General features: G+C 73.5%; 3 protein-coding genes. All 3 read right to left on the bottom strand.

The genetic code is table 11. The annotated features are described in order from the left end of the window. Nucleotides 1-7: 7 nt before the first annotated feature. The 3 genes from ACFZCD_RS30755 to ACFZCD_RS30745 are packed head-to-tail and all read right to left on the bottom strand — an operon-like array spanning nt 8 to nt 24,926. Nucleotides 8-238 carry an MbtH family protein gene (locus ACFZCD_RS30755; RefSeq protein WP_391836332.1) on the bottom strand — a complete coding sequence of 77 codons (231 nt, stop codon included), beginning with the start codon at nt 236-238 and terminating at the stop codon, nt 8-10. Next, nucleotides 235-9,258, bottom strand: a complete 9,024-nt coding sequence (locus ACFZCD_RS30750) for an amino acid adenylation domain-containing protein (RefSeq protein ID WP_391836331.1) — start codon at nt 9,256-9,258, stop codon at nt 235-237. The genes ACFZCD_RS30755 and ACFZCD_RS30750 overlap by 4 nt, the downstream gene beginning before the upstream one ends. Then, entirely contained in the window at nt 9,255-24,926 is a 15,672-nt protein-coding gene (locus ACFZCD_RS30745; RefSeq protein WP_391836330.1) for an amino acid adenylation domain-containing protein, read from the bottom strand. Before ACFZCD_RS30745 ends, ACFZCD_RS30750 begins: the two co-directional genes overlap by 4 nt.

Raw genomic sequence — 24,926 nt, 5'->3', positions numbered from 1 at the left:
CCCCGGGTCAGGCGGAACCCTTCCGGAGCGGCGCGTCCATCGCCTCGGCGAGGCTCTTGGGGCGCATGTCGGTCCAGTGCTCCTCCACGTACTCCAGGCAGGCGGCCCGGTCCCGGTCCTCCAGGGCGACGGTCCAGCCCTCGGGGACGGCGACGAACACCGGCCACAGCGAGTGCTGGCCCTCGTCGTTGACGAGCACGTGGAAGCGCCCGTTGTCGTCGTCGAAGGGGTTGGTCATGTCCTGTCCTTCCTCACGGGCGCCGGGAGGAACCCCGACGCGACGAAGTACGCGACGTACTTGGCGATCAGCTCGTCGCCGACCACCGGACACGCGATGCCGGAGCCGGCGAGGCCGCGTTCCGTGTTGCTCCGCCCGTAGCGGGGGCTGGCGGCGCCGGTCCGCAGCCCCTGCGTCAGCAGCGCGGCCGCGGCCAGCGGGGACTCGCCGGGCCCCTCCCGGCCGTCCCGGTCGGCGGCGCTGCGGAGGACGTCCTGCCACTCCTCGTAGGGCAGGCTCGCCACTTCGTAGCCGAGCCGCCGCAAGCAGTCGATCAGCACGTCGAAGCCCAGCGGTTCCGGGTTCGTCACGTGGAAGACCCGGCCCTCCGACTCCGGCTGCCGGGCGAGGTGCACCACGGCCGCGGCCACGTGGTCGACCGGTACGAGGTCGACGTCGAACCGCAGCCCGTCCCGTACCGTCCGGTCCGGCGCGGCACGCAACTCGACGATCGCCCGGACCATCGTCCACAGCGCGTCCCCCGTCGTGCACGCGCCCGTGCCGGTGTGGCCGCTCACCCGGCTCGGCCGGTAGATCACGGTGGGGACCCCTCGCTCGCGGGCTGCCCGCACCAGTTCCTCGGACACCCACTTGGTGGCGACGTAGCCGTTCTCCGCCACGGCCCCGGGCGGCACGCGGCGGTCCTCCCGCACGACGTCCGGCGTCGCGTCCCGCCCCACCGCGGCGGCGGAGCTGGAGACGTAGTGGAGGGGTTTGACCCGGCTCGTGGCGGCCAGGCGCACGACCTCCTGGGTGCCGAGCACGTTGGCCGCCTTGAGCCTCGCGTACGAGTCGACGAGGTTCACCCGCGCGCCGTTGTGGTAGATGACCTCGATCCGGTCCGCCAGGTGGGCGAACCGTTCCCCGCCCAGCCCGAGCAGCGGCTTCTCCAGGTCTCCCGCCATGGCGACGATCCGCCCGCGCAGGGCCTCGTCCCACAGCCCGTAGGCGGCCATGCTCCGCCGCAGCCGCTCCCCGGCTTCCTCGTCGTCCGCGGCCCGCACGAGGCACCAGATGCAGGCCTCCGTGCGGTCCAGCAGCTCGCGCAGCAGGAACGACCCGAGGAATCCGGTGGCGCCGGTGAGGAGGACGTGCCGGGGAGCGCTGTTCGCCCGGGGGTCCGCGGGCCGGCAGCCCTCGGTGGTGATCGCCGGATCGAGCACCGCTTCGGCGCGGAAGTCGGTGCTGTCCGCCGGGCCGGCAGCCGGACGCTCGGTGGCCTCGACGGCCGCTGCCAGCCCGGCGACGGTGGGTGCCCGGAAGAGGGCGCGGACCGGCAGTTCGGCACCGCAGGCCGACCGCACCCGGTTGATCAGCCGGGTGGCGAGGAGCGAGTGCCCGCCGAGGGCGAAGAAGTCGTCGTCGACACCCACCGCCGGCAGTCCCAGCACCTCCGCGAACAGACCGGCCAGGACCTCCTCACGGGCGTTCCTGGGCGCTCCGCCGGCGGCCCGCACGTCCGGCCCGGGCGCCGGCAGGGCGTGCCGGTCCAGCTTTCCGTTGGGCGTCAGGGGCAGGGCGCCGACCTCGACCACGGCGGACGGGAGCATGTGGTCCGGGAGGAGCTCCGCCAGGTGCCGCCGCAGCCCGGGGACGTGCAGCCGCCGCCCCGGACCGGGCACCACGTAGGCCACCAGGCGCGCGTCGCCCGGCCGGTCCTCCCGGGCCAGTACGGCGGCCCGGCCCACGTCCTCGTGCCGGGCGAGGGCCGCCTCGACCTCGCCGGGCTCGATGCGGAAGCCGCGGACCTTGACCTGGCCGTCCGCCCGTCCGATGAACTCCAGGTCCCCGGCGAAGCTCCACCGCACCAGGTCCCCGGTGCGGTACATCCGTGCGCCCGGGCCGCCGAACGGACCGGCGACGAACCGCCCGGCGGTCAGCCCCGGGCGGTGCAGGTAGCCGAGGGCCAGTTGCGCGCCCGCCAGGTACAGCTCGCCCACCACACCCGGTGGCACCGGCCGCAGGCAGCCGTCCAGCACGTACACCTCGGTGCGGGGGACCGGGCGGCCGATCGGTGCCGCGGCCGGCCATTCGGCCTCCCGTTCCGGGAGCGTGAACGCGGTCGCCACGTGTGTTTCCGCAGGCCCGTAGTGGTTGTGCAAGCGCCGCCGTACGCCCCGGTGGAAGCGGCGGACCGGCTCGCTCAGCCGCAGCGCCTCACCGGCCTGGGCCACGTCCACCAGCGCCGGCAGCGGCTCCCCGCTCTCGGCGGCCGCCTCGCACAGCGCTTCGATCACCAGGTTCGGGGCGAACAGCTTGCCGATCTCGTGCCGCCGCAGCCACGCCACGAAAGCCGCCGCGTCACGGCGGACGTCCTCGGGGGAAATCACCAGGCACGCGCCCGACACCAGCGTGGAGAGGATCTCCTGGACCGACACGTCGAAGCTGAGGGCCGTGAACTGGGCGACCCGGGTGCCGGGCCCGGCCGGCACCGCCGCCCGGTGCCACGCCAGCAGGTTCGCCACCGCGCCCCCGGGCATGACGACGCCCTTCGGGCGCCCCGTCGACCCCGACGTGTAGACGACGTAGGCCGGCTGCTCCGGTGACAGCGGCACCGGGCGATCCGCGTCGGTGAGATCACCGCCGTCCTCCCGGCCGAGGCCGAGCCGGTCGACCAGCAGCGACGGCACGTCGCCCAGCTCCGGCAGACGAGAGGCGGTCGCGGCGTCGGAGAGGACGGACGAGGGCCGGGCATCGGCCAGCATGAACGCGACCCGTTCCGCCGGATACTCCGGATCCAGCGGCAGATACACGCCGCCCGCCTTCAGCACAGCCAGCAGACAGGTCACCGCGTGCACTGACCGCGGCAGCGCCACGGCGATGACCGTCCCGGGACCGGCTCCCCGCCGCACGAGCACCCGGGCGAGCTGATTCGCCCGCGCATTGAGCTCCCCGTACGAGATCCCGGCACCCTCGTGCAGCACCGCGACGGCCCCGGGCGAGCGCTTCGCCTGAGCCTCGAACAAGGTGTGGAGCAGTCCGTCCGGCGCAGAGGCTTCGGCGCTGCCGACGCGGCGGCGGCCAGGCAGGAGCCGCTCCCGCTCCTCGGCGGTGAGCAGATCGACGTGCCCGACGGGCCGCCCGGGCACCGCGACCACGGCCTCCAGCAGCAGGCGCAGCCGGGCCACCACGGCCTCGGCCGCCCGCCGCTCCACGAGATCCGGCCGGTACTGCAGGCGCAACCGCAGATCGCGGCCGGGAATCACGGCGAGGCTGACGGGATAGTGGGTCCCGTCGGCCGTCCTGATGTCCACCAGCCGCACCCCATGGCCGGGTTCCTCCGGATTCTCCGGCTCCCCCGGCGCTCCGGTGCCGACCGGGTAGCTCTCGAAGACGGTGGTGGTGTCGAACAGCGTGCGCGCACCGGCCGTCCGCTGGATCTCGGCCAGCCCCAGATGCTGGTGTTCCAGCAGCGCAGCCTGCTCCTCCTGCAGCCGGGTCAGCATCTCCGCCCACGACTCGGTCTCGCTCCAGCGCACCCGTACGGGCAAGGTGTTGATGAACAGCCCCACCATGTCCTCGACCCCGGCGACCTCCGGGGGACGGCCGGAGACCGTGGCACCGAAGACCACGTCGCGCCGGTTGAGCAAGCGCCCCAGGAGGACGCCCCAGACTCCCTGGATCACGGTGCTGGGCGTCACTTCGTGCCGGCGGGCCCACTGCATGAGCGACGCGGTCAGCGTCTCCGGGAGCTGCGACGACACCTCTGCGGGCAGCACCGCCCCCGCCCCGGCGCCGGCCGGAGCCAGCAACGTGGGTTCTCCTGCGCCGGCGAGCGCCTCTTGCCAGGCCTTCTTGGCGGTGTCGCAGTCCCGGGTGGTGAGCCAGGTGAGGTAGTTGCGGTAGGGCGTGGGGGATGGGAGGGCGGACTCGTCTCCGTGGTGGGTGTAGAGGGTGAGGAGTTCCCGGAGGAGGGTGGGGAGGGACCAGCCGTCGAGGAGGAGGTGGTGGTGGGTGAAGACGAGGTGGTGTTCGCCGGGCCCGGTGCGGATGAGGGTGAAGCGCAGGAGGGGTGGCCGGGCGGGGTCGAAGCGCCGGGCGCGGTCTTCGGTAAGGAGCCGGGTCAGTTCCGGTTCGTGGTCGCGCGTGCCGGTCAGGTCGACCTCGCGCCAGGGCACCATCACCTCACGCGGAATCACCTGCACGGGACGATCCGCGTCCTCCTGCTGGAAGCCCGCCCGCAGATTCGCGTGCCGGCGCAGCAAGGCCGCTGCCGAAGCGCGCAACGCTGCGGTGTCGAGCCCTCCTCGGAGCCGGAGGACCAGCTGGACGGTGTAGACGTCCGGCATCTGCTCATCGAAGGCCGAGTGGAAGAGCAAGCCCTCCTGCAAGGGCGAGAGCGGCAGGATCTCCTGCAGTCCCGACGGCCCGCCCCAGGACGCGGCCAGGCGGTCGAGCCGGCCCTGGGTCAGTGGGACCAGGGGGAAGTCCGAGGGCGTCCAGCCGCCCGCTCCGGGGCGGACGCTGTGACTGATGAGCGCGTCGAGTGCCTGTGACCACAGGCCGGTGAGCTCGTGGACGTCCTTCTCGGACAGCGCTTGCTCGTTCCATGTCCAGGAAGCCACCAGCTCGGGCCCCTCGGAACCGTCCTTGGCCAGGACGTTGAGGTCGAGGTGGTGCGCCGGCCCCGGCAGTCCGGCCCCGGACGGCGCGGAGAGGGCGTCGGCTTCTTCGGCCACGGTCCATGGGCCGGTGTCTGCGGGGGAGAAGCGTCCGAGGTAGTTGAAGCCGACTTGCGGGGCGGGTTGTCCGGAGAGCCGTGGGCGGGTGCCGGGGTTGAGGTAGCGGGTGAGGCCGTAGCCGATGCCGTGGCCGGGGGTTGCGCGGAGTTGCTCTTTGACGGTTCTGAGGGCTTGTCCGGTGGCCCGGCCTCCGGTCAGGGCGTCGTGGAGGTCGATGTCGTGGAGCCCGAGCCGTACGGGGTAGACGCTGGTGAACCAGCCCACCGTGCGGGACACGTCCAGTCCGGGGGCGAACTCGTCCCGGCCGTGCCCTTCCACGTCGACCAGCAGCTCCGTCCCGCCTCTCCTGCTCAGGATCGCCACGGTCAGGGCCGTCATCAGCACGTCGTTGACGGTGGCATGGAACGCGGCGGGCACGGCCGTGAGTAGTGATGCTGCGCGCTCCGCCGGAATCGTCATGACCAAGGAGCGTGTGGGGTCGCCTTCGCGGGGCGGGCTGTCGGCCAGCATCACGCTCGGACCGTCGAGAACCCGCTCCCACCGCGCCGCCTCGGCGATCCGTTCGGGCTCCTGGGCGTGCTCGGTGAGCAGTTCGGCCCAGCGGCGGAAGGACGTCGGTACGGGAGCCAGGGCTACGGGGCGGTCGGCGGCGATCGCCGTGGCCGCGGCGGCCAGGTCCGGCAGCAGGATGCGCCAGGACACCCCGTCCACCACCAAGTGGTGCAGCACCAGCAACAACCGGCCCGGGTGCGCGGGCCCGGCGTCGAACCACACCACCTGCAGCATCGTCCCGCGACGGGGAACCAACCGCTGTGCTGCAGTGGCGCTTTCCGCAGTGATCACCGTGCGCAAGGCCGCCGCGTCCAGCCCGGCGACGTCCACGCGGCGGATGCAGGGGCTTGCCGTGAGCGTGCCGCGGGGGGCGATGTCCAGCTGCCAGTCGCCGTCGGGGTGAGTGCTCAGCCTCATGCGCAGCACGTCATGGTGATCGAGGACCGCCTGCACCGCGCCGGTGAGGCGCGCCGTACCGAGACCGGGGGGAACCCGCAGGAGCACCGACTGGTGGAACGTGTCGGGCGCACCACCGCGGTCCCGCAGCCGGTGCATGACGGGAGTCAGCGGCACCCGCCCGATGCTGGCCTCGGGGGCCTCACTGACGCCCTCGTCCCTCCCGGCCTCCCCGGCGGCCAGAGCCAGGGCTGCGGGAGTCTTGTGCTGGAACACGTCACGCAGGGAGAACACCAGCCCGGCGGCACGGGCCTTGGACACGAGCCGGATGGACACGATGCTGTCGCCGCCCAGCTCGAAGAAGTTGTCCTCGGCGCCGGTCCCGGGGACGCCGAGCACCTCGGCGAAGAGGCCGCAGAGGAGTTCTTCCCGCGGTGTGCGCGGAGTACGTGTCGCCGTCGCCGGCACTGCCGCACCGGCTCCGGGTTCGGGCAGTGCTGCGCGGTCGAGCTTCCCGTTGGGCAGGAGGGGCAGCTCGTCCAGCGGTACGAATGCCGCCGGGAGCATGTAGTCCGGGAGCGCACGCCGGGCGAAGTCCCGGACATCCGCGAAGTCCAGGGTGGTGCCGGCGTGCGGCACCACGTACGCCACGAAGCGCTTGCCGGGGCCGTGCTCCTGGACGGCGACGGAGGCACGAAGGAGGCCCGGGTGCCGGGTGAGGACCGCTTCGACCTCGCCCGGTTCGATCCGGTAGCCCCTGACCTTCACCTGCTCGTCGGCCCGGCCCACGAAGACCAGGTCACCGCCGGGGTTCCGGCGGACGAGGTCCCCGGTGCGGTACATGCGCGTTCCGGGCGGCCCGAAGGGGTCCGCCACGAACCGCCCGGCCGTCAGCGCAGACCGGTTCGCGTACCCTCGCGCCACGCCCGCCCCGGCCAGGTACAGCTCGCCCACCACACCCGGCGGCACGAGCCGCAAACCGCCGTCCAGCACGTACGCTCGCGCGTTCCACACCGGGCGTCCGATGGGCACGGCTCCCGGCGGGAGCGCGGCACCGGGCCCGATGCGGTACTGGGTACAACTGACCGTGGTCTCGGTCGGGCCGTAGACGTTGAACACCGCCGCTGACGGATGCCGGCGGCGCCATTCCGCGAGGGAATCGCCCCGCAGCGACTCGCCGGCCAGCAGCAGTTCCTCCGTCGGTGAGAATTCCGCGGGCAAGGCGTTGAGCACAGCCAGGTGGCTCGGAGTGCCCTTGAGGAAGGTGTACTCGGCCTCGGCGTGCCCCTCGCCGGGCAGCGAGCCCTCCTCCAGCGCTGCCAGGTGAATGCAGCCGCCACCCAGCAAGGGCACGAACAAGGCCGTCACGGTCATGTCGAAGGCCGCGGACGAGTGCAGCAGCACGGTTCCCCGCGCGCTCGGATAGACCTCGTGGGCCCAGGCGAGATAGTCCCCGAGCGACCGGTGCTCGACGACAACGCCTTTGGGGGCGCCGGTGGAACCCGATGTGCAGATGACATAGGCCGGGTTGGCGGAGGTGAGTGGTGCGACCCGGTCGGCGTCACCGGGATCCGTGTCCGGGAACCGGCTCACCTCGTCCGCAAGGCCACCGGCATCGAGGGTCAGCAGCAGGTCACGATCGATTCCGGGAAGGTGATCGGTCGATTCCGCCGTGGTCAGGACGGCCGCGGGGCGGATGTCGCCGAGGACGAACGATACGCGCCCGGACAGGTGCTCCGGATCCACCGGCAGGTACGCCGCGCCGGCCTTGAGCACCGCGAGCAGCCCCACCAGCAGGCCGGCCGACCGCGGGAGCACGACGGCGACGACGTCCTCCGGGCCGGCTCCGCGCGCGATCAAGCGATGTGCGAGCCGGTTCGCCCGAGCGTTGAGCTCCGCGTAGGACAGAGCGGTGTCCTCGTGGCGCACAGCCGTCTTCCCGGGCGTCCGGCCCACCTGCTCCTCGAACAGCTCCGGCAGACAGGCCGGCCGTACCGGGTGCGCGGTGTTGTTCCACTCCACCAGCAGCTGACGCCGTTCCTCAGCGGTCACGACGTCGCTCTGCCCGACGAGGCGACCGGCATCCCCGGCGATCGTCTCCAGCAGCAAGGGGAGCCGCGTCGCGACGGCCTCGGCAGCTTCTCGCTCGACCAGGTCCGGCCGGTATTTCACGCGCAGGTGCAGGCTCCGCCCCGGAATCACGGCGAGGCTCAGCGGGTAGTGGGTGCCGTCGCTCGCGGTGACGTTCCGTACGCGCAGTCCGGGACGGATCCTCTCCAGCGCGGTGGCATCCAGAGGGTAGTTCTCGAACACGGTCGTCGTGTCGAAGAGCTCCCGCGCTTCCGCCGTCTGCTGGATCTCGGCCAGGCCCAGGTGCTGGTGCTCCAGCAGCCTCGACTGCTCGTCCTGCAGCCGGGCCAGCATCTCCGCCCAGGACTCGTACCGGCCCCAGCGCACCCGGACCGGCACCGTGTTGATGAGCAGCCCCACCATGTCCTGGACGCCGGGGATCTCCGGGACACGGCCGGAGACGACACCGCCGAAGACCACGTCGTCGCGGCCGAGGAGACGCCCCAGCAGGACTCCCCACGCGCCCTGCACCACGGTGTTGAGGGTCAGCCCCCGGCTGCGCGCCGTCGTCGTCAACGCCGCTGTCAGCTCTTCCGGCAACACGATGGGGAGCACTTCCGGAGCGACCGAGGAAGCGCTCCGCCGCGCCGTGGCGAACAGCGTGGGCTCCGTTACGCCGGCCAGTGCTTCCTGCCAGGCCTTCTTGGCGGTGTCGCGGTCCCGGGTGGTGAGCCAGGTGAGGTAGTTGCGGTAGGGCGCGGCAGGTGGGAGGGCGGACTCGTCTCCGTGGTGGGTGTAGAGGGTGAAGAGTTCCCGGAGGAGGGTGGGGAGGGACCAGCCGTCGAGGAGGAGGTGGTGGTGGGTGAAGACCAGGCAGTGCCGTACGGGCCCGGTGCGGATGAGGGTGAAGCGCAGGAGGGGTGGCCGGGCGGGGTCGAAGCGCCGGGCGCGGTCTTCGGTAAGGAGCCGGGTCAGTTCCGGTTCGTGGTCGCGCCTGTCGGTCAGGTCCACCTCGCGCCAGGGCACCATCACCTCACGCGGAATCACCTGCACCGGTCGTCCCTGGCCGCGCGGCCGGAAGGCGGCCCGCAGGTTGGCGTGCCGACGCAGCAGGCCTTCGGCGGCCCTGCGCAGCACACCGGCGTCCAACGGGCCTTCGAGCTCGCATGCCACCTGCACCGCGTAGGCGTCAGGGGTGCCGGTGTCGTAGACCGCATGGAAGAGGAGACCCTCTTGCAGCGGCGAGAGCGGGAGGACGTCCTGCAGCCCCGGCTTCCTCATTCCTGGACTCCCCATTCCGCTTCCAGCGCGTCGATCTCGTCCTGGTCCAGCGAGACCAAGGAAAGGTCCGAGGGCGTCCAGCCGCCCGCTCCGGGCCGGCCGGCGTGGTGGATGAACGCGTCCAGTGCCTGTGACCACAGGCCGGTGAGCTCGTGGACGTCCTTCTCGGGCAGCGCCTGTTCGTGCCACGTCCAGGAGGCCACCAGCTCGGGCCCCTCGGCGCGGTCCGTGGCCAGGACGTTGATGTCGAGACGGCGCCCCGGTGGCAGGGCGGCGCCGGCGGGATCGAAGAGGGTGTCGGCTTCTTCGGCCACGGTCCATGGGCCGGTGTCTGCGGGGGAGAAGCGTCCGAGGTAGTTGAAGCCGACTTGCGGAGGGGGCTGTTGGGAGAGGCGGGGTCGGGTGCCGGGGTTGAGGTAGCGGGTGAGGCCGTAGCCGATGCCGTGGTCGGGGGCCGCCCGGAGTTGCTCTTTGACGGCTTTGAGGATCCGGCCGGCGGCTTGACCTCCGGTGAGGGCGTCGTCGAGGTCGATGTCGTGGAGTGCGAGGCGTACGGGGTAGAGGCTGGTGAACCAGCCCACGGTGCGGGACACGTCCAGTCCGGGGGCGAACTCGTCCCGGCCGTGCCCCTCCACATCGACCAGCAGCTCCGCCCCGGTCTCGCCTCGCCGATGGTGCCGGGCCAGGACGGCGACGGCCAGGGCCGCCACCAGCACGTCGTTGACATTGGCGTGGAACGCGGCCGGTACCTCGGACAGCAACGCTGCCGTGCGTTCCGGCGGGATCGTCACCACCACGGAGCGCGAGGCGCCGTCCTCCTGCGACGGGTGATCGGTCAGGAGCACGCTCGGACCGTCGAGAACCCGCTCCCACCATGCCGCCTCGGCGATCCGCTTGGGCTCCTGGGCGTGCTCGGTGAGCAGTTCGGCCCAGCGGCGGAAGGACGTCGGTACGGGAGCCAGGGCGACGGGGCGGTCGGCGGCGATCGCCGTGGCCGCGGCGGCCAGGTCCGGCAGCAGGATGCGCCAGGACACCCCGTCCACCACCAAGTGGTGCAGCACCAGCAACAACCGGCCCGGGTGCGCGGGCCCGGCGTCGAACCACACCGCCTGCAGCATCACTCCGTCGCCGGGCCGCAGCCGCGCACGCGCCCGGCGGGCCTCGTCCGCGATCACCGGTCCCGGAGCGCCCGCGCCGCCGACGTCGATCCGCCGGACCAGTCCGGCGGCCGTGACACAGCCGCGGGGGCTGCCGTACAACGACCAGTCGCCATCGGCCGGCCGTTCCAGGCGCGTCCGCAGGACGTCGTGGTGGTCGATGACCGCCTGCAGGGCGCTCGTGAGCTGCGGCTCGGTCACGCCCGGGGGAGTGGTCAGCAGCACCGCTTGGCTGAACTCGTCGAGAGACTGCTCCGTCCTCTGTTCCCGCAGCCAGTGCATGATCGGGGTGGCGGGCATCCGGCCGACGCCGGGATCCGGGGCGGGCCCCTGCCCCTCGCTCGCGGTGACGACCTCGGCGAGCGCGGCGGGGGTCTGGTGCTGGAAGACGTCCTTGGCGCTCATGGCCAGCCCGGCGGCGCGGGCCTGGGACACGAGCTGGATGGACATGATGCTGTCGCCGCCCAGCTCGAAGAAGTTGTCCTCGGCACCCACTCCGGCCACGTCCAGCACCTGTGCGAACAGGCCGCACAGCAGCTCTTCGCGCGGCGTGCGCGGGGCCCGCGTGCGCGGCGTCCCGGCGAGGCTTGGTGCCGGCAGCGCCGCCCGGTCCAGCTTCCCGTTCGGCAGCAAGGGCAGCTCGTCCAGCACCACGAAGACCGCCGGGACCATGTAGCCGGGCAGCGTGCGCCGGGCGAAGGCCCGCAGGTCCGCGATGTCCACGGGGGAACCGCCCGCCCGGACCGCGTACGCCACGAGCCGCTTCCCCGAAGGCCCGTGCTCCTGGGGAACGACGACGGCCCGCAGGAGACCGGGGTGGCGGGACAGGGCGTCCTCGATCTCGCCCGGTTCGATCCGGTAGCCCCTGACCTTCACCTGGTCGTCCGCCCGGCCCACGAACGCCAGCTCACCACCGGACGTCCAGCGGACCAGGTCCCCGGTGCGGTACATGCGCGCCCCGGGCGGCCCGAACGGGTCCGCCACGAACCGCCCGGCCGTCAGGCCGGGGCGGTTCACGTACCCTCGCGCCACACCCGCCCCGGCCAGATACAGCTCGCCCACCACACCCGGCGGCACCAGCCGCAAGCCTCCGTCCAGCACGTACGCGCGCACATGGGAGAGCGGCACACCGATCAGCGGCGCGGCGTCCGGATCGTCGCCCGCGTACCAGGCGGTGGCGTAGACGGTGGCCTCGGTGGGGCCGTAGACGTTCGCTACCCGGCAGTCCGGCAGCGCCCTGCGGACGTCACGCAGGAGGTGGGCCGGCAGGGCCTCGCCCGCCAGGACCACCGTGCCGGCCGTGACCTTGACGTCGTTGGCGAGCAGGGGGGAGAGGGCCGACGGCACGGTGCTGATCAGGGAGCCGGTCCACCCCCGGCCCTCGGGACGCTCGGTGAGGGCGAGCACGTCGCGGACGACCTCGATGGTCCCGCCGGCCGCCAGCGGGCCGAACACCTCGAAGACCGAGACGTCGAAGTTCAGCGACGTCGACGCCAGCACCTTCGACAGCTGCCCGGAGCCGAATTCGGCCACGGCCCAGCGGACCAGGCTGACGGCGCTGCGGTGGGAGACCACCGTGCCCTTCGGCCGGCCCGTGGAGCCCGAGGTGTAGATGACGTAGGCCGGGTGGTCGGCACCGGCCCTGCGGCGCTCCGCCGCGCCGAGGTCCGCCGCGGCCCGGCGGCCGGAGTCCTCGCTCGTGCCGGGGCGGTCGAGCACGATCAGCGGTGTCTCCGTACGAGGCAGGCCGGCGGCGACCGCGCTGGTCGTCAGCCACAGCACGGGGCGGGCGTCGGACAGCATGAACGTGATCCGGTCGGCCGGGTAGCCCGGGTCGACGGGCAGGTAGGCGGCTCCGGACTTGAGCACCGCGAGCAGGGCCACCACCATCTCGGCCGAGCGGGGCACGGCGAGACCGACCAAGCGTTCCGGACCCGCTCCCCGCTCGATCAGGCGCCGGGCCAGCCGGTCGGCCCGCTCGTTCAGTTCCGCGTAGGACAGTCCGGTGTCCTCGAACACCACGGCCGCCGCGTCGGGTGTCCGGGCCGCCTGGGCCTCGAACAACTCGTGGAGCGTGGCGTTCCCGGCGCCCGCGGCGGGAACCTCCCGGCCCGGGTTGTTCCACTCCACCAGCAGGCGGTGCCGCTCTTCCGCGGTCAGCACGTCGACCCGGTCCAAGGGCTGCCCGGGGTCCGCGGCCACCGCTTCCAGCAGCATGCGCAGCCGCGTCGCCAGCGGCTCGATCGTGGCCCGGTCGAACAGGTCGGTGCGGTAGTCGATGCTGCCTTCGAGGCCGCCCGGCGCGCCGTCGTCCGCCCGGGACTCCCGCACGGTGAAGGTCAGGTCGAGCTTGGCGACGCCGGCCTCCACGGGTTCGGGCGCGCTGGTGAGCCCGGGGAGCACGGGACCGGCCTCCGGGGTGTTCTGGAAGGCCAGCATCACCTGGAACAGCGGGTGGCGGGCGAGCGACCGGTCGGGGTTGAGCAGTTCCACCAGCCGTTCGAACGGCACGTCCTGGTGCGCGTACGCGGCGAGATCGGTCTCGCGGACCCTGCCGAGCAGTTCGCCGAAGGTGGGGTTGCCGGAGGTGTCCGTGCGCAGCACGAGGGTGTTGACGAAGAAGCCGACCAGCTCGTCCAGCGCCTCGTCCGTGCGGCCGGCGACCGGGCTGCCGACGGGGATGTCCGTTCCCGCGCCCAGGCGCGTCAGCAGGGCGGCGACCGCCGCCTGCAGCACCATGAACAGGCTGACCCGGTGGCCCCGGGCGAGGGCGAGCAGGGCGCGGTGCAGCTCCGGGTCGATCCGGAAGGCGACCGAGTCCCCGCGGTAGCTCGCGGCGGCGGGGCGGGGGCGGTCGGCCGGCAGGTCGAGCTGGCCGGGCATGCCGTCGAGGGCGGCGCGCCAGTAGGCCAGCTGCCGGGAGACGAGGCTGCCGGGGTCCTCCTCGCTGCCGAGGACCTCGTGCTGCCAGAGGGTGTAGTCGGCGTACTGCACCGGAAGCGGCGCCCACGCCGGTGCCCGGTCCCGGCACCGCGCGGCGTACGCCTCGCCGAGGTCACGCGCCAGCGGCGCGAGCGACCAGCCGTCGGCCGCGATGTGGTGCACCACGAGCGCCAGCACCTGTTCCCGAGCGCCCACGGTGAACAGCCAGGCGCGCACGGGAAGCTCAGCGGCGAGGTCGAAGGGCCGGCGGGCCGCTGCCCGCAGCACCGCGGGCAGGTCCGCGTCGCTGGTCGCCACGACTTCGAGCGCGGGCCGCTGCGGCGCGTCGGCGATGTGCTGGCGCGGTACGCCCTGCGCCTCCGGGAACACCGTCCGCAGGCTCTCGTGCCGGTTCAGGACGTCGCCGAGCGCCGCCTCCAGAGCCTCCGTGTTCACCGCGCCGGACAGCCGCAGGCACAACGGGAGGTTGTACGCCGGGCTCGGCCCTTCCAACTGGTTGAGGAACCACAGCCGGCGCTGTGCGAAGGACAGGGGAACCTCGTCCGGCCGTGCTCCCGCGCGCAACGGTACGCGCGTGCGCTCCTGCCCGTAGAGCCGCTCGGCGAGGCCCGCGGCGGTCGGTGCGTCGAAGAGCGCGCGGACGGAGATCTCGGCGTCCAGCGCCGAACGGATCCGGCTGGTCAGCCGCGTGGCGAGGAGCGAGTGCCCGCCCAGCTCGAAGAAGTTGTCCTCGGCGCCCACCTCGGGGATGCCGAGGACCTCGGCGAAGAGCCCGCAGAGGAGTTCTTCCTGCGGCGTGCGCGGGGCACGCGTCGCTGCCGCCGTCGCTGCCGTACCGGCTCCGGGTACGGGCAGGGCCGTACGGTCGAGCTTTCCGTTCGGGAGGAGGGGCAGTTCGTCCAGCGGTACGAAGACCGAGGGAACCATGTAGTCCGGGAGCGTGCGGCGGGCGGAGTCCCGTACGTCCGCGACGTCCAGGGCGGTCCCGGCTTCCGGTACCACGTACGCCACGAGACGCTTCCCGGCCCCGGCGTGCGCTTGTGCCCGCTCCGGCTCATGGACCGCGACGACAGCCCGGAAAACGCCCGGATGACGCGACAGGACGGCCTCGATCTCGCCCGGTTCGATCCGGAATCCCCTGACCTTCACCTGGTCGTCCGCCCGGCCGACGAAGGCCAACTCGCCGTCGGGGCTCCAGCGGACCAAATCCCCGGTGCGGTACATGCGGGAACCGGGCGGCCCGAAGGGGTCCGCCACGAACCGCCCGGCCGTCAGACCGGGGCGGTTCACATATCCTCGCGCCACACCCTCGCCGGCGACGTACAGTTCGCCCACCGCCCCCGGCGGCAGCAACCGCAGCCCGCCGTCCAGCACGTACACCCGCGTGTTGGAGACCGGCGCACCGATCGGTGCTGCCGACGGCCACTCCGAGGCCCGCTCCGGCAGGTGGTGGGCGGTCACGACATGCGTCTCGGTGGGCCCGTAGTGGTTGTGCAGCCGCCGCGTCCCCTCGCCGAAGAACCGGCGCACCGCGTCCGTCAGGGCCAGTGCTTCTCCGGCCTGCGCGACGTGCCGCAGCGCCGGGAGCCTCCGCCCCTGCTCGACCGCCGCGGTGCACACCGCGTCGACGACCAGGTTCGGGGCGAACAGTTCGCCGATCTCGTGCTGCTCCAGCCACGCCACGAGCTCGCCGGCGTCGCGGCGGACGTCCTCGGGGGTGATCACCAGCGAGCGCCCGGACGTCAGCGCGACGAGGATCTCCTGCACCGACACGTCGAAGCTGATCGTCGTGAACTGCGCCGTACGCGTGCCTCCGCCCGCGCCCTCGTTGCCGCCGTCGCCGTCGCCGGCCGGCACGGCCGTCCTGTGCCAGTCCAGCAGGTTCACGAGCCCGCCGCAGGGCATGACGACGCCCTTGGGCCGTCCGGTCGAACCCGACGTGTAGAGGACGTAGGCCGGGTTCTGCGGCGAGAGGGGGCGGACCCGGTCGGCATCGGAGAGATCACGCTCCGGTCTGCCGGCGACAAGTGCCTCGGTGTTCCGGCGGTCGAGCACCATGCGGGGCACGGTCCCCGCGGTGCCCGCACCGGGGAGGCCGTCCTCGACCGCGGACGTGGTCAGGACGAGCGCTGCCCCGGCGTCCTCCAGGACGAAGGAGACGCGCTCGGCCGGGTACTCCGGATCGACCGGAAGGTAGGCGGCCCCCGCCTTGAGCACGGCGACGATCGCCACCATCAGCTCGGCCGACCTGGGCAGGAAGAGGGCGACGATCCGCTCGGGTCCGATGCCCCGGCGGACCAGATCCCGCGCCAGCCGGTTCGCCCGCGCGTTGAGTTCCGCGTAGGACAGCACGGTGTCCCGGCACACCACGGCGGGCCTGTCCGGAGTGCGGGCGGCCTGCGCCTGCAGCAGCTCCGGCAGGTTCGCCGGCGGCACCGGCCGCGCCGTGTCGTTCCACTCCACCAGCAGCCGGCGCCGTTCCCCGCCGGTCAGGGCGTCGGCCTGCCCGACCGGCCGCCCGGGATCGGCGGCCACCGCCTCCAGCAGCCGGCGGAGGCGCGCCGCGATCGTCCCGGCCGCGTCCGCCGTGAACAGGTCCGGCCGGTAGCCCAGCGAGAAGCGCAGGCTCCGGCCCGGGAACACGACGAGGGTCAGCGGGTAGTGCGTCGCGTCATGGGCGGTGAGCCCCGTCACCCGGACGTCCGTCAGGGCGGCCTGCACGGCGTCGGTGTCGAGCGGATAGTTCTCGAACACCGTCGTGGTGTCGAACAGCTCGCGCATCCCCGTCATGTGCTGGATCCCGGCCAGCCCCAGGTGCTGGTGCTCCAGCAGCTTCGCCTGTTCGCCCTGCAGCCGGGCCAGCAGGTCCGACCACGACTCGGACGCGTCCCAGCGGACCCGTACGGGCACGGTGTTGATGAACAGCCCCACCATGTCCTCGACGCCGGAGATCTCCGGCGTACGGCCGGAGACGGTGGCGCCGAAGACCACGTCGCGCCGGTCGAGGGCGTGCCCCAGCAGGGCTCCCCAGACCCCCTGCACCACGGTGTTGAGCGTCAGCCCGTGGCTCCGGGCCACCCGCGCCAGCTCCGACGTCAGCTCTTCCGGGAGCTCCCGCACCACCTCTTCGGGCGGGCACACCGTGCTGCCGCTGCCGGCCGGGGCCAGCAGCGTCGGCTCCTCCACCCCCGCCAGCGCCTCCCGCCACGCTTCCTCGGCCGCGCCCCGGTCCTGCCCCGCCAGCCAGGCCAGGTAGGTGCGGTACGGCACGACCGGTGGCAGCCCGGCGGCGTCCCCGCGCCGCGAGTAGAGGGTGAACAGCTCCTGGACGAGGTTCGGCAGTGACCACCCGTCGATGAGGAGGTGGTGGCACAGGAACACCAGGCAGTACCGCTCGGGCGCGAGCCGCACCAGAGTGAAGCGCAGCAAGGGCGGGCGAGCCGGATCGAAGCGCCGGGCCCGGTCCTCGGCCACCAGCCGCGTCAGCTCCTCCTGCTGCCCCTGGTCGTCCTCGCCCGCCAGCTCCACCTCGCGCCACGGCAGCTCCACCGCGCGCGGGATCACCTGCAGCGGCTGGTCCGAGCCCTCTTGCCAGAACCCGGCCCGCAGGTTCGGGTGCCGGTGCAGCAGGGCCGCCACCGCGGCCCGCAGTGCTGCGGCGTCGACCCGTCCGTGCAGGTCGAAGGCGAGCTGGACGGTGTAGACGTCCGGCGCCTGCTGATCGAAGGAGGTGTGGAAGAGCAGCCCTTCCTGGAGGGGCGAGAGAGGAAGGACGTCCTGCAGGGCCGAGACGTCGCCCCACGCCTCCGCCAGCCGGGCGCGCCGTTCCTGCGTCAGCGCGACCAGGGGAAGGGCCGGTCCGGGGGCCGTCCGGCCGGGGTCCGCCCGGTCCTCGGAGCCCGTCCGGTCCTCCTCGGTGGCGGCCGCGGCCAGGGCCGCCGCGGTCTGGTGCAGGAAGACATCGCGAGGGGTGATGACCAGACCCGCTTCGCGCGCCCGGGACACCAGCTGGATGGACACGATGCTGTCCCCGCCCAGGGCGAAGAAGCCGTCCTCGGCGCCGACCTCGTCCACGCCCAGCAACTCGGCGAAGAGGCCGGAGAGGATCTTCTCCCGGGGCGTGCGCGGCGGACGGCCTCCCGGGGCGCTGGTGACGGCGGGTGCGGGGAGGCCCGCGCGGTCGAGCTTGCCGCTGGGCAGCAGGGGCAGCTCGGCCAGCACCACGAACGCGGCCGGGACCATGTACTCCGGCAGCAGGCCCTGCAGGTGTTCTCGCAGTCCCGCGGGCTCCACGGCGTCCGGGGTGCCGGGAGCACCGGGGGCGTCCGGAGCGTCCGTTGCGGGACCGGCGGCAGCCGGCACCACGTACGCCACGAGCCGCCGCCCGGACGGCCCGTCCTCCCTGAGCGTCACCGCGGCCCGGGCGACGCCCGGGTGCCGCACGAGCGCCGCCTCGATCTCGCCGGGCTCGATGCGGAAGCCCCGGACCTTCACCTGGTCGTCCGTGCGGCCCAGGAACTCCAGCGTGCCGTCCGGGCGGCGGCGCACCAGGTCTCCCGTGCGGTACATGCGGGATCCCGCCGGGCCGAAGGGGTCGGCGACGAACCGCAGCGCTGTCGTCCCGGGCCGGTTCACGTATCCCCGGGCCAGCCCCCTCCCGGCCAGGTAGAGCTCGCCGGTCACTCCCGGCGGCACCAGTTGCAGGGCGTCGTCAAGCACATGGGCCCGCATGTTCGCGATCGGCGCGCCGATCGACACCGTTCCGGCGAAGTCCGCCGGGCACGCCCAGGCCGTGGCGTCGACGGCGGCCTCGGTCGGCCCGTAGAGGTTGTACAGCCGGGCGTCCAGCGTGCTGCGGAAGCGGGTGATCAGCTCGGCCGGCAGGGCCTCGCCGCTGCTGAACACCCGGCGCAGCGTCCGGCAGTCCGCGGCGGCAGGCGTCTCCAGGAAGGCGTGCAGCATCGACGGGACGAAGTGGGCCGTGGTGATCCGTTCGGCGCGGATCAGCTCGGCGAGGCGCGTGGGGTCCTTGTGGGCCTCGGGCGGTGCCACCACCAGCGTCGCACCCTCGGTCAGCGGCCAGAAGAACTCCCAGACCGAGACGTCGAAGGTGAAGGGCGTCTTCTGCAGGACGCGGTCGGTCGCGTCGAGGCGGTACTCGGCCTGCATCCAGTGGAGCCGGTTCACGATCGCGGTGTGCGGGACCGCGACGCCCTTGGGCCGGCCCGTGGAGCCGGAGGTGTAGATGACGTAGGCGGGGTGAAGGGCGCCGGGCCGGCCCGCGCGGCCGGGGTCGGTGTCCGGGCAGGCGTCCAGGGCGCCGGCCGCGCCGAGCTCGTCCAGCGCCAGGCGAGGTGTGCGCGGGGGCAGCGCCCGTCCGCTGCCGGCGGTGGTCAGCACCGCTACGGGGCGCGCGTCGGCGAACATGAACGCGGTCCGCTCGGCAGGCTGTTCCGGGTCGACGGGCAAGTAGGCGGCGCCCGTCTTCAGCACCGCCAGGAGGGCCACGACCAGCTCCGCCGACCGCGGCAGGGCGACGGCCACGACGCGTTCGGGTCCGGCGCCCCGCGCGGCGAGGAAGTGCGCGAGCCGGTTCGCGCTGGCGTTGAGCTCGGCGTAGGTCAGCTCGCGGCCGCCGAAGACCACGGCCGGGGCCTGGGGGCCGCGCGCGGCCCGCGCCTCGAACAGGGCCGGCAGATCGGTCTCCGGCACCGGGAGCGCGGTGTCGTTCCACGTCACCAGCAGGTGCTCGCGCTCCTCCGGGCCGAGGACGCCGATCCGGCCGATCGGCTGCCCGGGGTCAGCCACCACGGCTTCCAGCAGCCGCCGGTACCTGCCGACCAGGGCCCGCACGGTATCGGCGTCGAACAGGTCGGTGCTGTACTCGACGAGGCCGTCGAGGCCCGCGGCGGCGCCGTCGCCGTCCCGGCGCTCGGTGAGTTCCACGGTGAGGTCGAACTTGGTCGTGCCGGTCCGCACCCCTTCGGCCTCGGCCCGCAGGCCCGGCAGGTCCAGACGGGGCTCGGCGGTGTTGTGGAAGGCCAGCGCGACCTGGAACAGCGGGTGATGGGCCAGGGAGCGGGCGGGGCGCAGGTCCTCGACCAGTCGCTCGAACGGCACGTCCTGGTGGGCGTAGGCCGCCAGGTCGGTCTCCCGGACCCGCTCCAGCAGCGTCCGGAACGCCGGATCGCCGGAGGTGTCGGTGCGCAGCACCAGGGTGTTGACGAAGAATCCGACGAGGTCGTCCAGGCCCTCGTCCGTGCGCCCCGCGACCGGGGAGCCGATCGGGATGTCCGTGCCCGCGCCCAGCCGGGTCAGCAGGGCCGCCAGCGCCGCTTGGGCGACCATGAAGACGCTCGCCCGGCACTCCTTGGCGAGCTCGGCGAGCCCCCGGTGCAGCTCGGCGCCCAGGGTGAACGTCAGGTCGGCGCCCCGGTGGCCGGCCACGGCCGGGCGCGGCCGGTCGGTGGGCAGTTCCAGGTGCTCGGGGAGGCCGGCGAGGGCGTCCCGCCAGTACGAGAGCTGCCGCGACGCGAGGCTGTCCGCGTCCTCCTCGTCGCCGAGCAGTTCCCGCTGCCAGAGCGTGTAGTCCGCGTACTGGACCGGCAGCGGCGACCACGCGGGCGCGGTGCCGGCGACCCGTGCCCGGTAGGCGGTGCCCAGGTCCGCGGCCAGGGGCGCCAGCGACCAGCCGTCGCCCGCGATGTGGTGGAGCACGAGAATCAGGAGGTGGTCGCGCGGGCCGAGGGGGAAGAGCGTGGCGCGCAGCGGCCGCTCGGTGGCCAGGTCGAAGGCGTGACGGACCGCCTCGCTCACCTTCTGCGCGAGCTCCGGCCCGTCGGTCTCGACGATCTCCAGCGGAGGCGTGGCCGGCGCGTCGAGGACGAGCTGGCGCGGCTGCCCGGAGCGCTCGGGGAACGTGGTGCGCAGGGTCTCGTGCCGGCCGGCCACGTCGGTCAGGGCCGCGCCGAGCGCCTCGTGGTCCAGGTCCCCGGACAGCCGTACGGCCAGCGGGACGTTGTACGTCGCGCCGGGCCCCTCCAGCCGGTGCAGGAACCACAGGCGGCGCTGCGCGAAGGACAGCGGGATCTCGTCCGGGCGGGCCATCGGGCGCAGAGCGGGGCGGGCCGGCCGCGCCGTGGTGAGCCGCCCGGCCAGACCGGCGACGGTGGGCTCCTCGAAGAGCAGGCGGACGGGGAGCTCGATGCCCAGCTCCGCCCTGGCCCTGCCGGCCAGCCGGGTGGCCAGCAGGGAGTGCCCGCCGAGGTCGAAGAAGCTGTCGTCGACGCCGACGGCGGGGAGGCCGAGGACCTCCGCGAACAGTCCGCACAGGAGCTCCTCCTGGGCGGTGCGCGGTGCCCGGCCGGTCGACGCCGCGCCGAAGTCCGGTGCGGGCAAGGCCGCGCGGTCGAGCTTGCCGTTGGGGGTCAGCGGCAGGCGGTCGAGGACGACGACGGCGGCCGGTTGCATGTAGTCCGGCAGCCGGTCCCGCAGGTACGAGCGCAGGTCCGCGATCAGTGTGCCGGCCCGCTGCCCGGCGCCGGGGTCGTTGGTGTACGCCGAGAGGTCCCGGTGAGCGGCGGCGGGTGCGTAGACCTCCACGGGCGTGGCCGAGGCGGCCTGCGCCGCGTCGGCGAAGACGACGTCGAGGCTGCCGTCACCGGCCGTGCCCGACCACGTCACGGCGACCCGGTAGCCGAGCTCCGCACCGAGTTCGTGGAAGGCCTCCGGGTCGGGAGGAGCCGGCTCCGCCCCCTCCCTTCCGGCGCGTTCGCGCGGAACCGCGCCGGGGCCGCCGCCGTCCAGCATCCGCATCGTGGCGAGCTCGCCGGACAGGCGGGCGTTGGGAACCCCCGCGAGCCGCACGTGCCCGGGGCGCCGGGCGGACAGTTGCTCGCGCAGTTCCCGCAGCCCGCCGGCGTCCCGCCCCCAGAGCAAGGTGCGCGCCTCGCTGAGCGGGAGGGGCTTCGCGGGCTGTTTGTGGAGCACGACGTCGTAGCGGTGCCGGGTCAGCTCGTTGTGGTGCTGACCGCGCTTGACGCGCAGGTCGACGCCGTCGACTCCGGTCACGGCGTGCTGGAGCGCCGCGAAGAAGTCCGGGTCGATCAGCAGTTCCTTGTCCCGAGCCACGCTCTGCTCGACGGCGCGGCGGATGCGGTCCGCGTCCCGCGCGGGGCCGGGGTCGTGCGCCTGTACAGCGGTGTGGAAGCACCGCTGCAGACGCAGGTTGCGGATGTCGCCCACGAACACGGCCCCGCCCGGGACCACCAGGTCCGCCGCCTTGCGCAGCACGTCGACCAGGTACTGGGCGCCGGGGAAGTACTGCACCACCGAATTGATGACGATCGTGTCGAAGAACCCGGCCGGCAGCCCGTCGAAGTCGTGGGCCGGCCGGCGCAGCAGCGTCACCCGGCCGGCGAGCCCGGGATCGCGCCCGGTCCGGGCCCGGAGCGCCTCGACGGCCGAGGCGGAGAAGTCGGTCGCCCAGTACGCCTCACACTGCGGGGCGAGCGGCCCCAGGAGCAGGCCGGTGCCGACGCCGATCTCCAGGACCCTGCGGGGCCGCAGCGACAGGATCCGCTCGACCGTGGCCGCACGCCACTCCCGCATCTCGGCCAGGGGGATGGGGCGGCCGTCGTAGCTGCTGTTCCAGCCCGTGAAGTCCTCCCCGGCCGGCCGGGCGGCGGCGTCCTCGTAGAGCGTGTCGTAGATCGACTGCCATTCGCGGACCTGCTGTTCCTCCGCGGCCCGCGGTTCCGGCACGGGGACGGGGGCCCGCCGTCCTCCGGCGTCCGCCTCCGCCGGATCGTCGCCCGTCACCGGTCCGGCCGCCCGCACCGGCACCGCGTAGGCGACGAGGCGGGTGTCTCCCGGCCGGTGCTCACGGGCGACGACGGCGGCCTGGGCGAGGCCGGGGTGCCGGGCCAGTACGGTCTCGACCTCGCCCGGCTCGATCCGGAAGCCCCGGATCTTCACCTGGTCGTCGGCCCGGCCCACGAAGTCGAGGGTCCCGTCGGCGCGCCTGCGGACCAGGTCCCCCGTGCGGTACATGCGGGAGGCGGCGGGGCCGAAAGGGTCGGCGACGAACCGCTCGGCGGTCGGGCCCGGCCGGCCGAAGTAGCCGCGCGCCACCCCGGCTCCCGCGATGTAGAGCTCACCCACCACGCCGACCGGGAGCGGGCGCAGGCCGCCGTCGAGCACGTGCAGCCGCACGCCGTCCAGGGGCCGGCCGATGGGCACGCTGCCGGGCACGCGGTCCTGCGCCCGTATCGCGTGGTGGGCGGCGAACGTGGTGGTCTCGGTGGGGCCGTAGCCGTCGACCACCACGGTGCGCGGGCAGTGGTCCAGCACCCGCCGGACCGCCGTGGCCGGGACGACGTCGCCCCCGGTCCACACCTCCCGGACGCCCGCGAAGCTGCCGGGCGACTCCTCGGCCATCACCTGGAAGAGGCCCGCGGTCAGCCACAGGCCCGTGATGCCGCCGCCGGCGACGAGGCGCGCGAGCACCCGGGTGTCCAGCTCGCCGGGCGGTGCCACGACGACCCCGCCGCCGTTGAGCAGGGGAACCCACAGCTCGTAGGTCGACGCGTCGAAGGCGTGCGGGGAGTGCAGCAGCACCCGCTCGTGGTGGCCGCCGCGCCAGCACCGGTCGGCGGCCAGGCTCAGCACGTCCCGGTGGGTGACGGCCACGCCCTTCGCGGCGCCGAGCGACCCGGAGGTGTACATGATGTACGCCAGCTGGTCCGGGTGGCCTTCCACGCCGGGGTCGGTGTCGTCCTCGCGGGCGAGGCGCGCGTCCGCGTCGACGACGAGGACCATTACGCCGGGTGCGTCGTGGGCGGCACGTGTGTCGTGCGGGTCGCGGGTGCCGGACGCGCCGTACGGGAGCGCCTGGTCCTGCGAGGCCCGGTCGGTGAGCAGCACCTCGGCCCCGGTCTCGGCCAGGATGGCCCGTTTCCGGGCAGGCGGGTAGCTGTGGTGCAGCGGTACGTAGGCGCCGCCCGCCTTGAGTACCGCCAGGACGGACACCACGAGGTCGGCCGAGCGCCGGAGCAGGAAGGCCACCCGGGTCTCCGGGCCCACCCCCGCCCCGATGAGCCGGTGGGCGAGCCGGTTGGCCCGCGCGTCCACTTCGCGGTAGGTCAGCTCCTCGTCGTCGGAGCGGACGGCGAGCGCGTGCGGAGTGCGGGCGGCCTGTTCGGCGAAGCGGCGCTGGACGGTGGCGGCGCCGCCGGCGTCCGCGGGCCCGGGGTCCCCCGTGTCGTTCCAGGCCGCGAGCAGACGGTGTTCCCGTGGGGAGAGCAGTTCCATCGCGCCGACCGGCCGGCCGGCGTCGGCGTCCAGGATCCGCAGGAACCGCCGGTGGTGGGCGGCGAGCTCGTCGTCCTCGTACAGCGCAGGGTTGGCGTCGAAGTCGATGCGCGGGCCCTGGTCCTTCGCCCGCTGGTAGACGGTGATCGACAGGTCTTCGACCTGGCCGGCCGACAGGGTGTGGGACGTCGCGCGGGACTCACCGAAACGCAGGTCGTAATCGAAGGGCATGATGTTGACGACGGGGCCGAACAATTTCCCGTCGTCACGGAACAGGTCCAGGTCGCGGCGCAGGTCCTCGTACCGGTAGCGCTGGTGCCGGAGGACGGAGAAGACCTCGTGCGAGGCCTGCCGCACGAGGTCGGAGAAGACCGTGTCCGGGCGCACCGCCAGCCGTAGCGGCAGCACGTTGGACACCATTCCCGGTATTTCCTGCGAGCGCGTCGTATCGCGGCCGGTGACCCCGAGGCCGACCGTGACGTCCCGGGCGCCGGTCATGCGGTGCAGATAGGCCGCGGTGGCGGCGACGACCACCGAGGGCCAGGTCGTCCGGGCGTTGCGAGCCGCTGCCCGCAGCCGGTCCATGCCCGAGGGGGGAAGGTGTGCTGTCACCCGCCGCACGCTGGGCGACGGCGTCGCGAACCTGCCGGCGAGGGTCGCCGGCTCGGGCAGGTCGGCGAAACGGCCGGTCCAGTACTCGCGGTCCCCGGCGAACTGTTCGGACGCGCGGTATGCGCGCTCTTCTTCCAGGAGAAGGCGCAACGGGCCGAAGGTCTCGTCGTCGACCGGAAGGCCTCTCGACAGTGCGGTGTAGATTTCGCAGATCCGCTGGATGACGAGCGCCGCACTGAAGCCGTCCATGACGATGTGGTGGACGCGCTGGTACCAGAAGAACCTGTCGGGCGCCGCCTTGAACAAGGCACAGGTGAAGAGCGGGACGGACGTCAGGTCGAGCGGTCGCGCCAGGTCGGCCTCCATCCAGGACAGGGCCGCCCGGCGTGGATCGGGTTCTCCGCTGACATCGATGAGCGGGATGGTCAGGTCCCCCAGCGGGGTGACGATCTGCCAGGGCCCGGTCGTGTCGGTGACGAACCGGACGCGGAGGGCCTCCGCCTCTGCGAAGGCTCGGAGAGCCGATTGTCCGAGCAGGGCGGCGTCCACCGGGCCGTGGATTTCCAGGTATTCCCCGAGGATGTAAGTGGGGTTCTCCGGGGCCAATTGCTGGGCGTACCAGATGCCGGACTGGGCAGCCGACAA

It is taken from the genome of Streptomyces sp. NPDC008001, from assembly GCF_042958085.1.
Lineage (GTDB): Bacteria > Actinomycetota > Actinomycetes > Streptomycetales > Streptomycetaceae > Streptomyces.
This window is presented reverse-complemented; position numbering and strand designations above follow the sequence as displayed.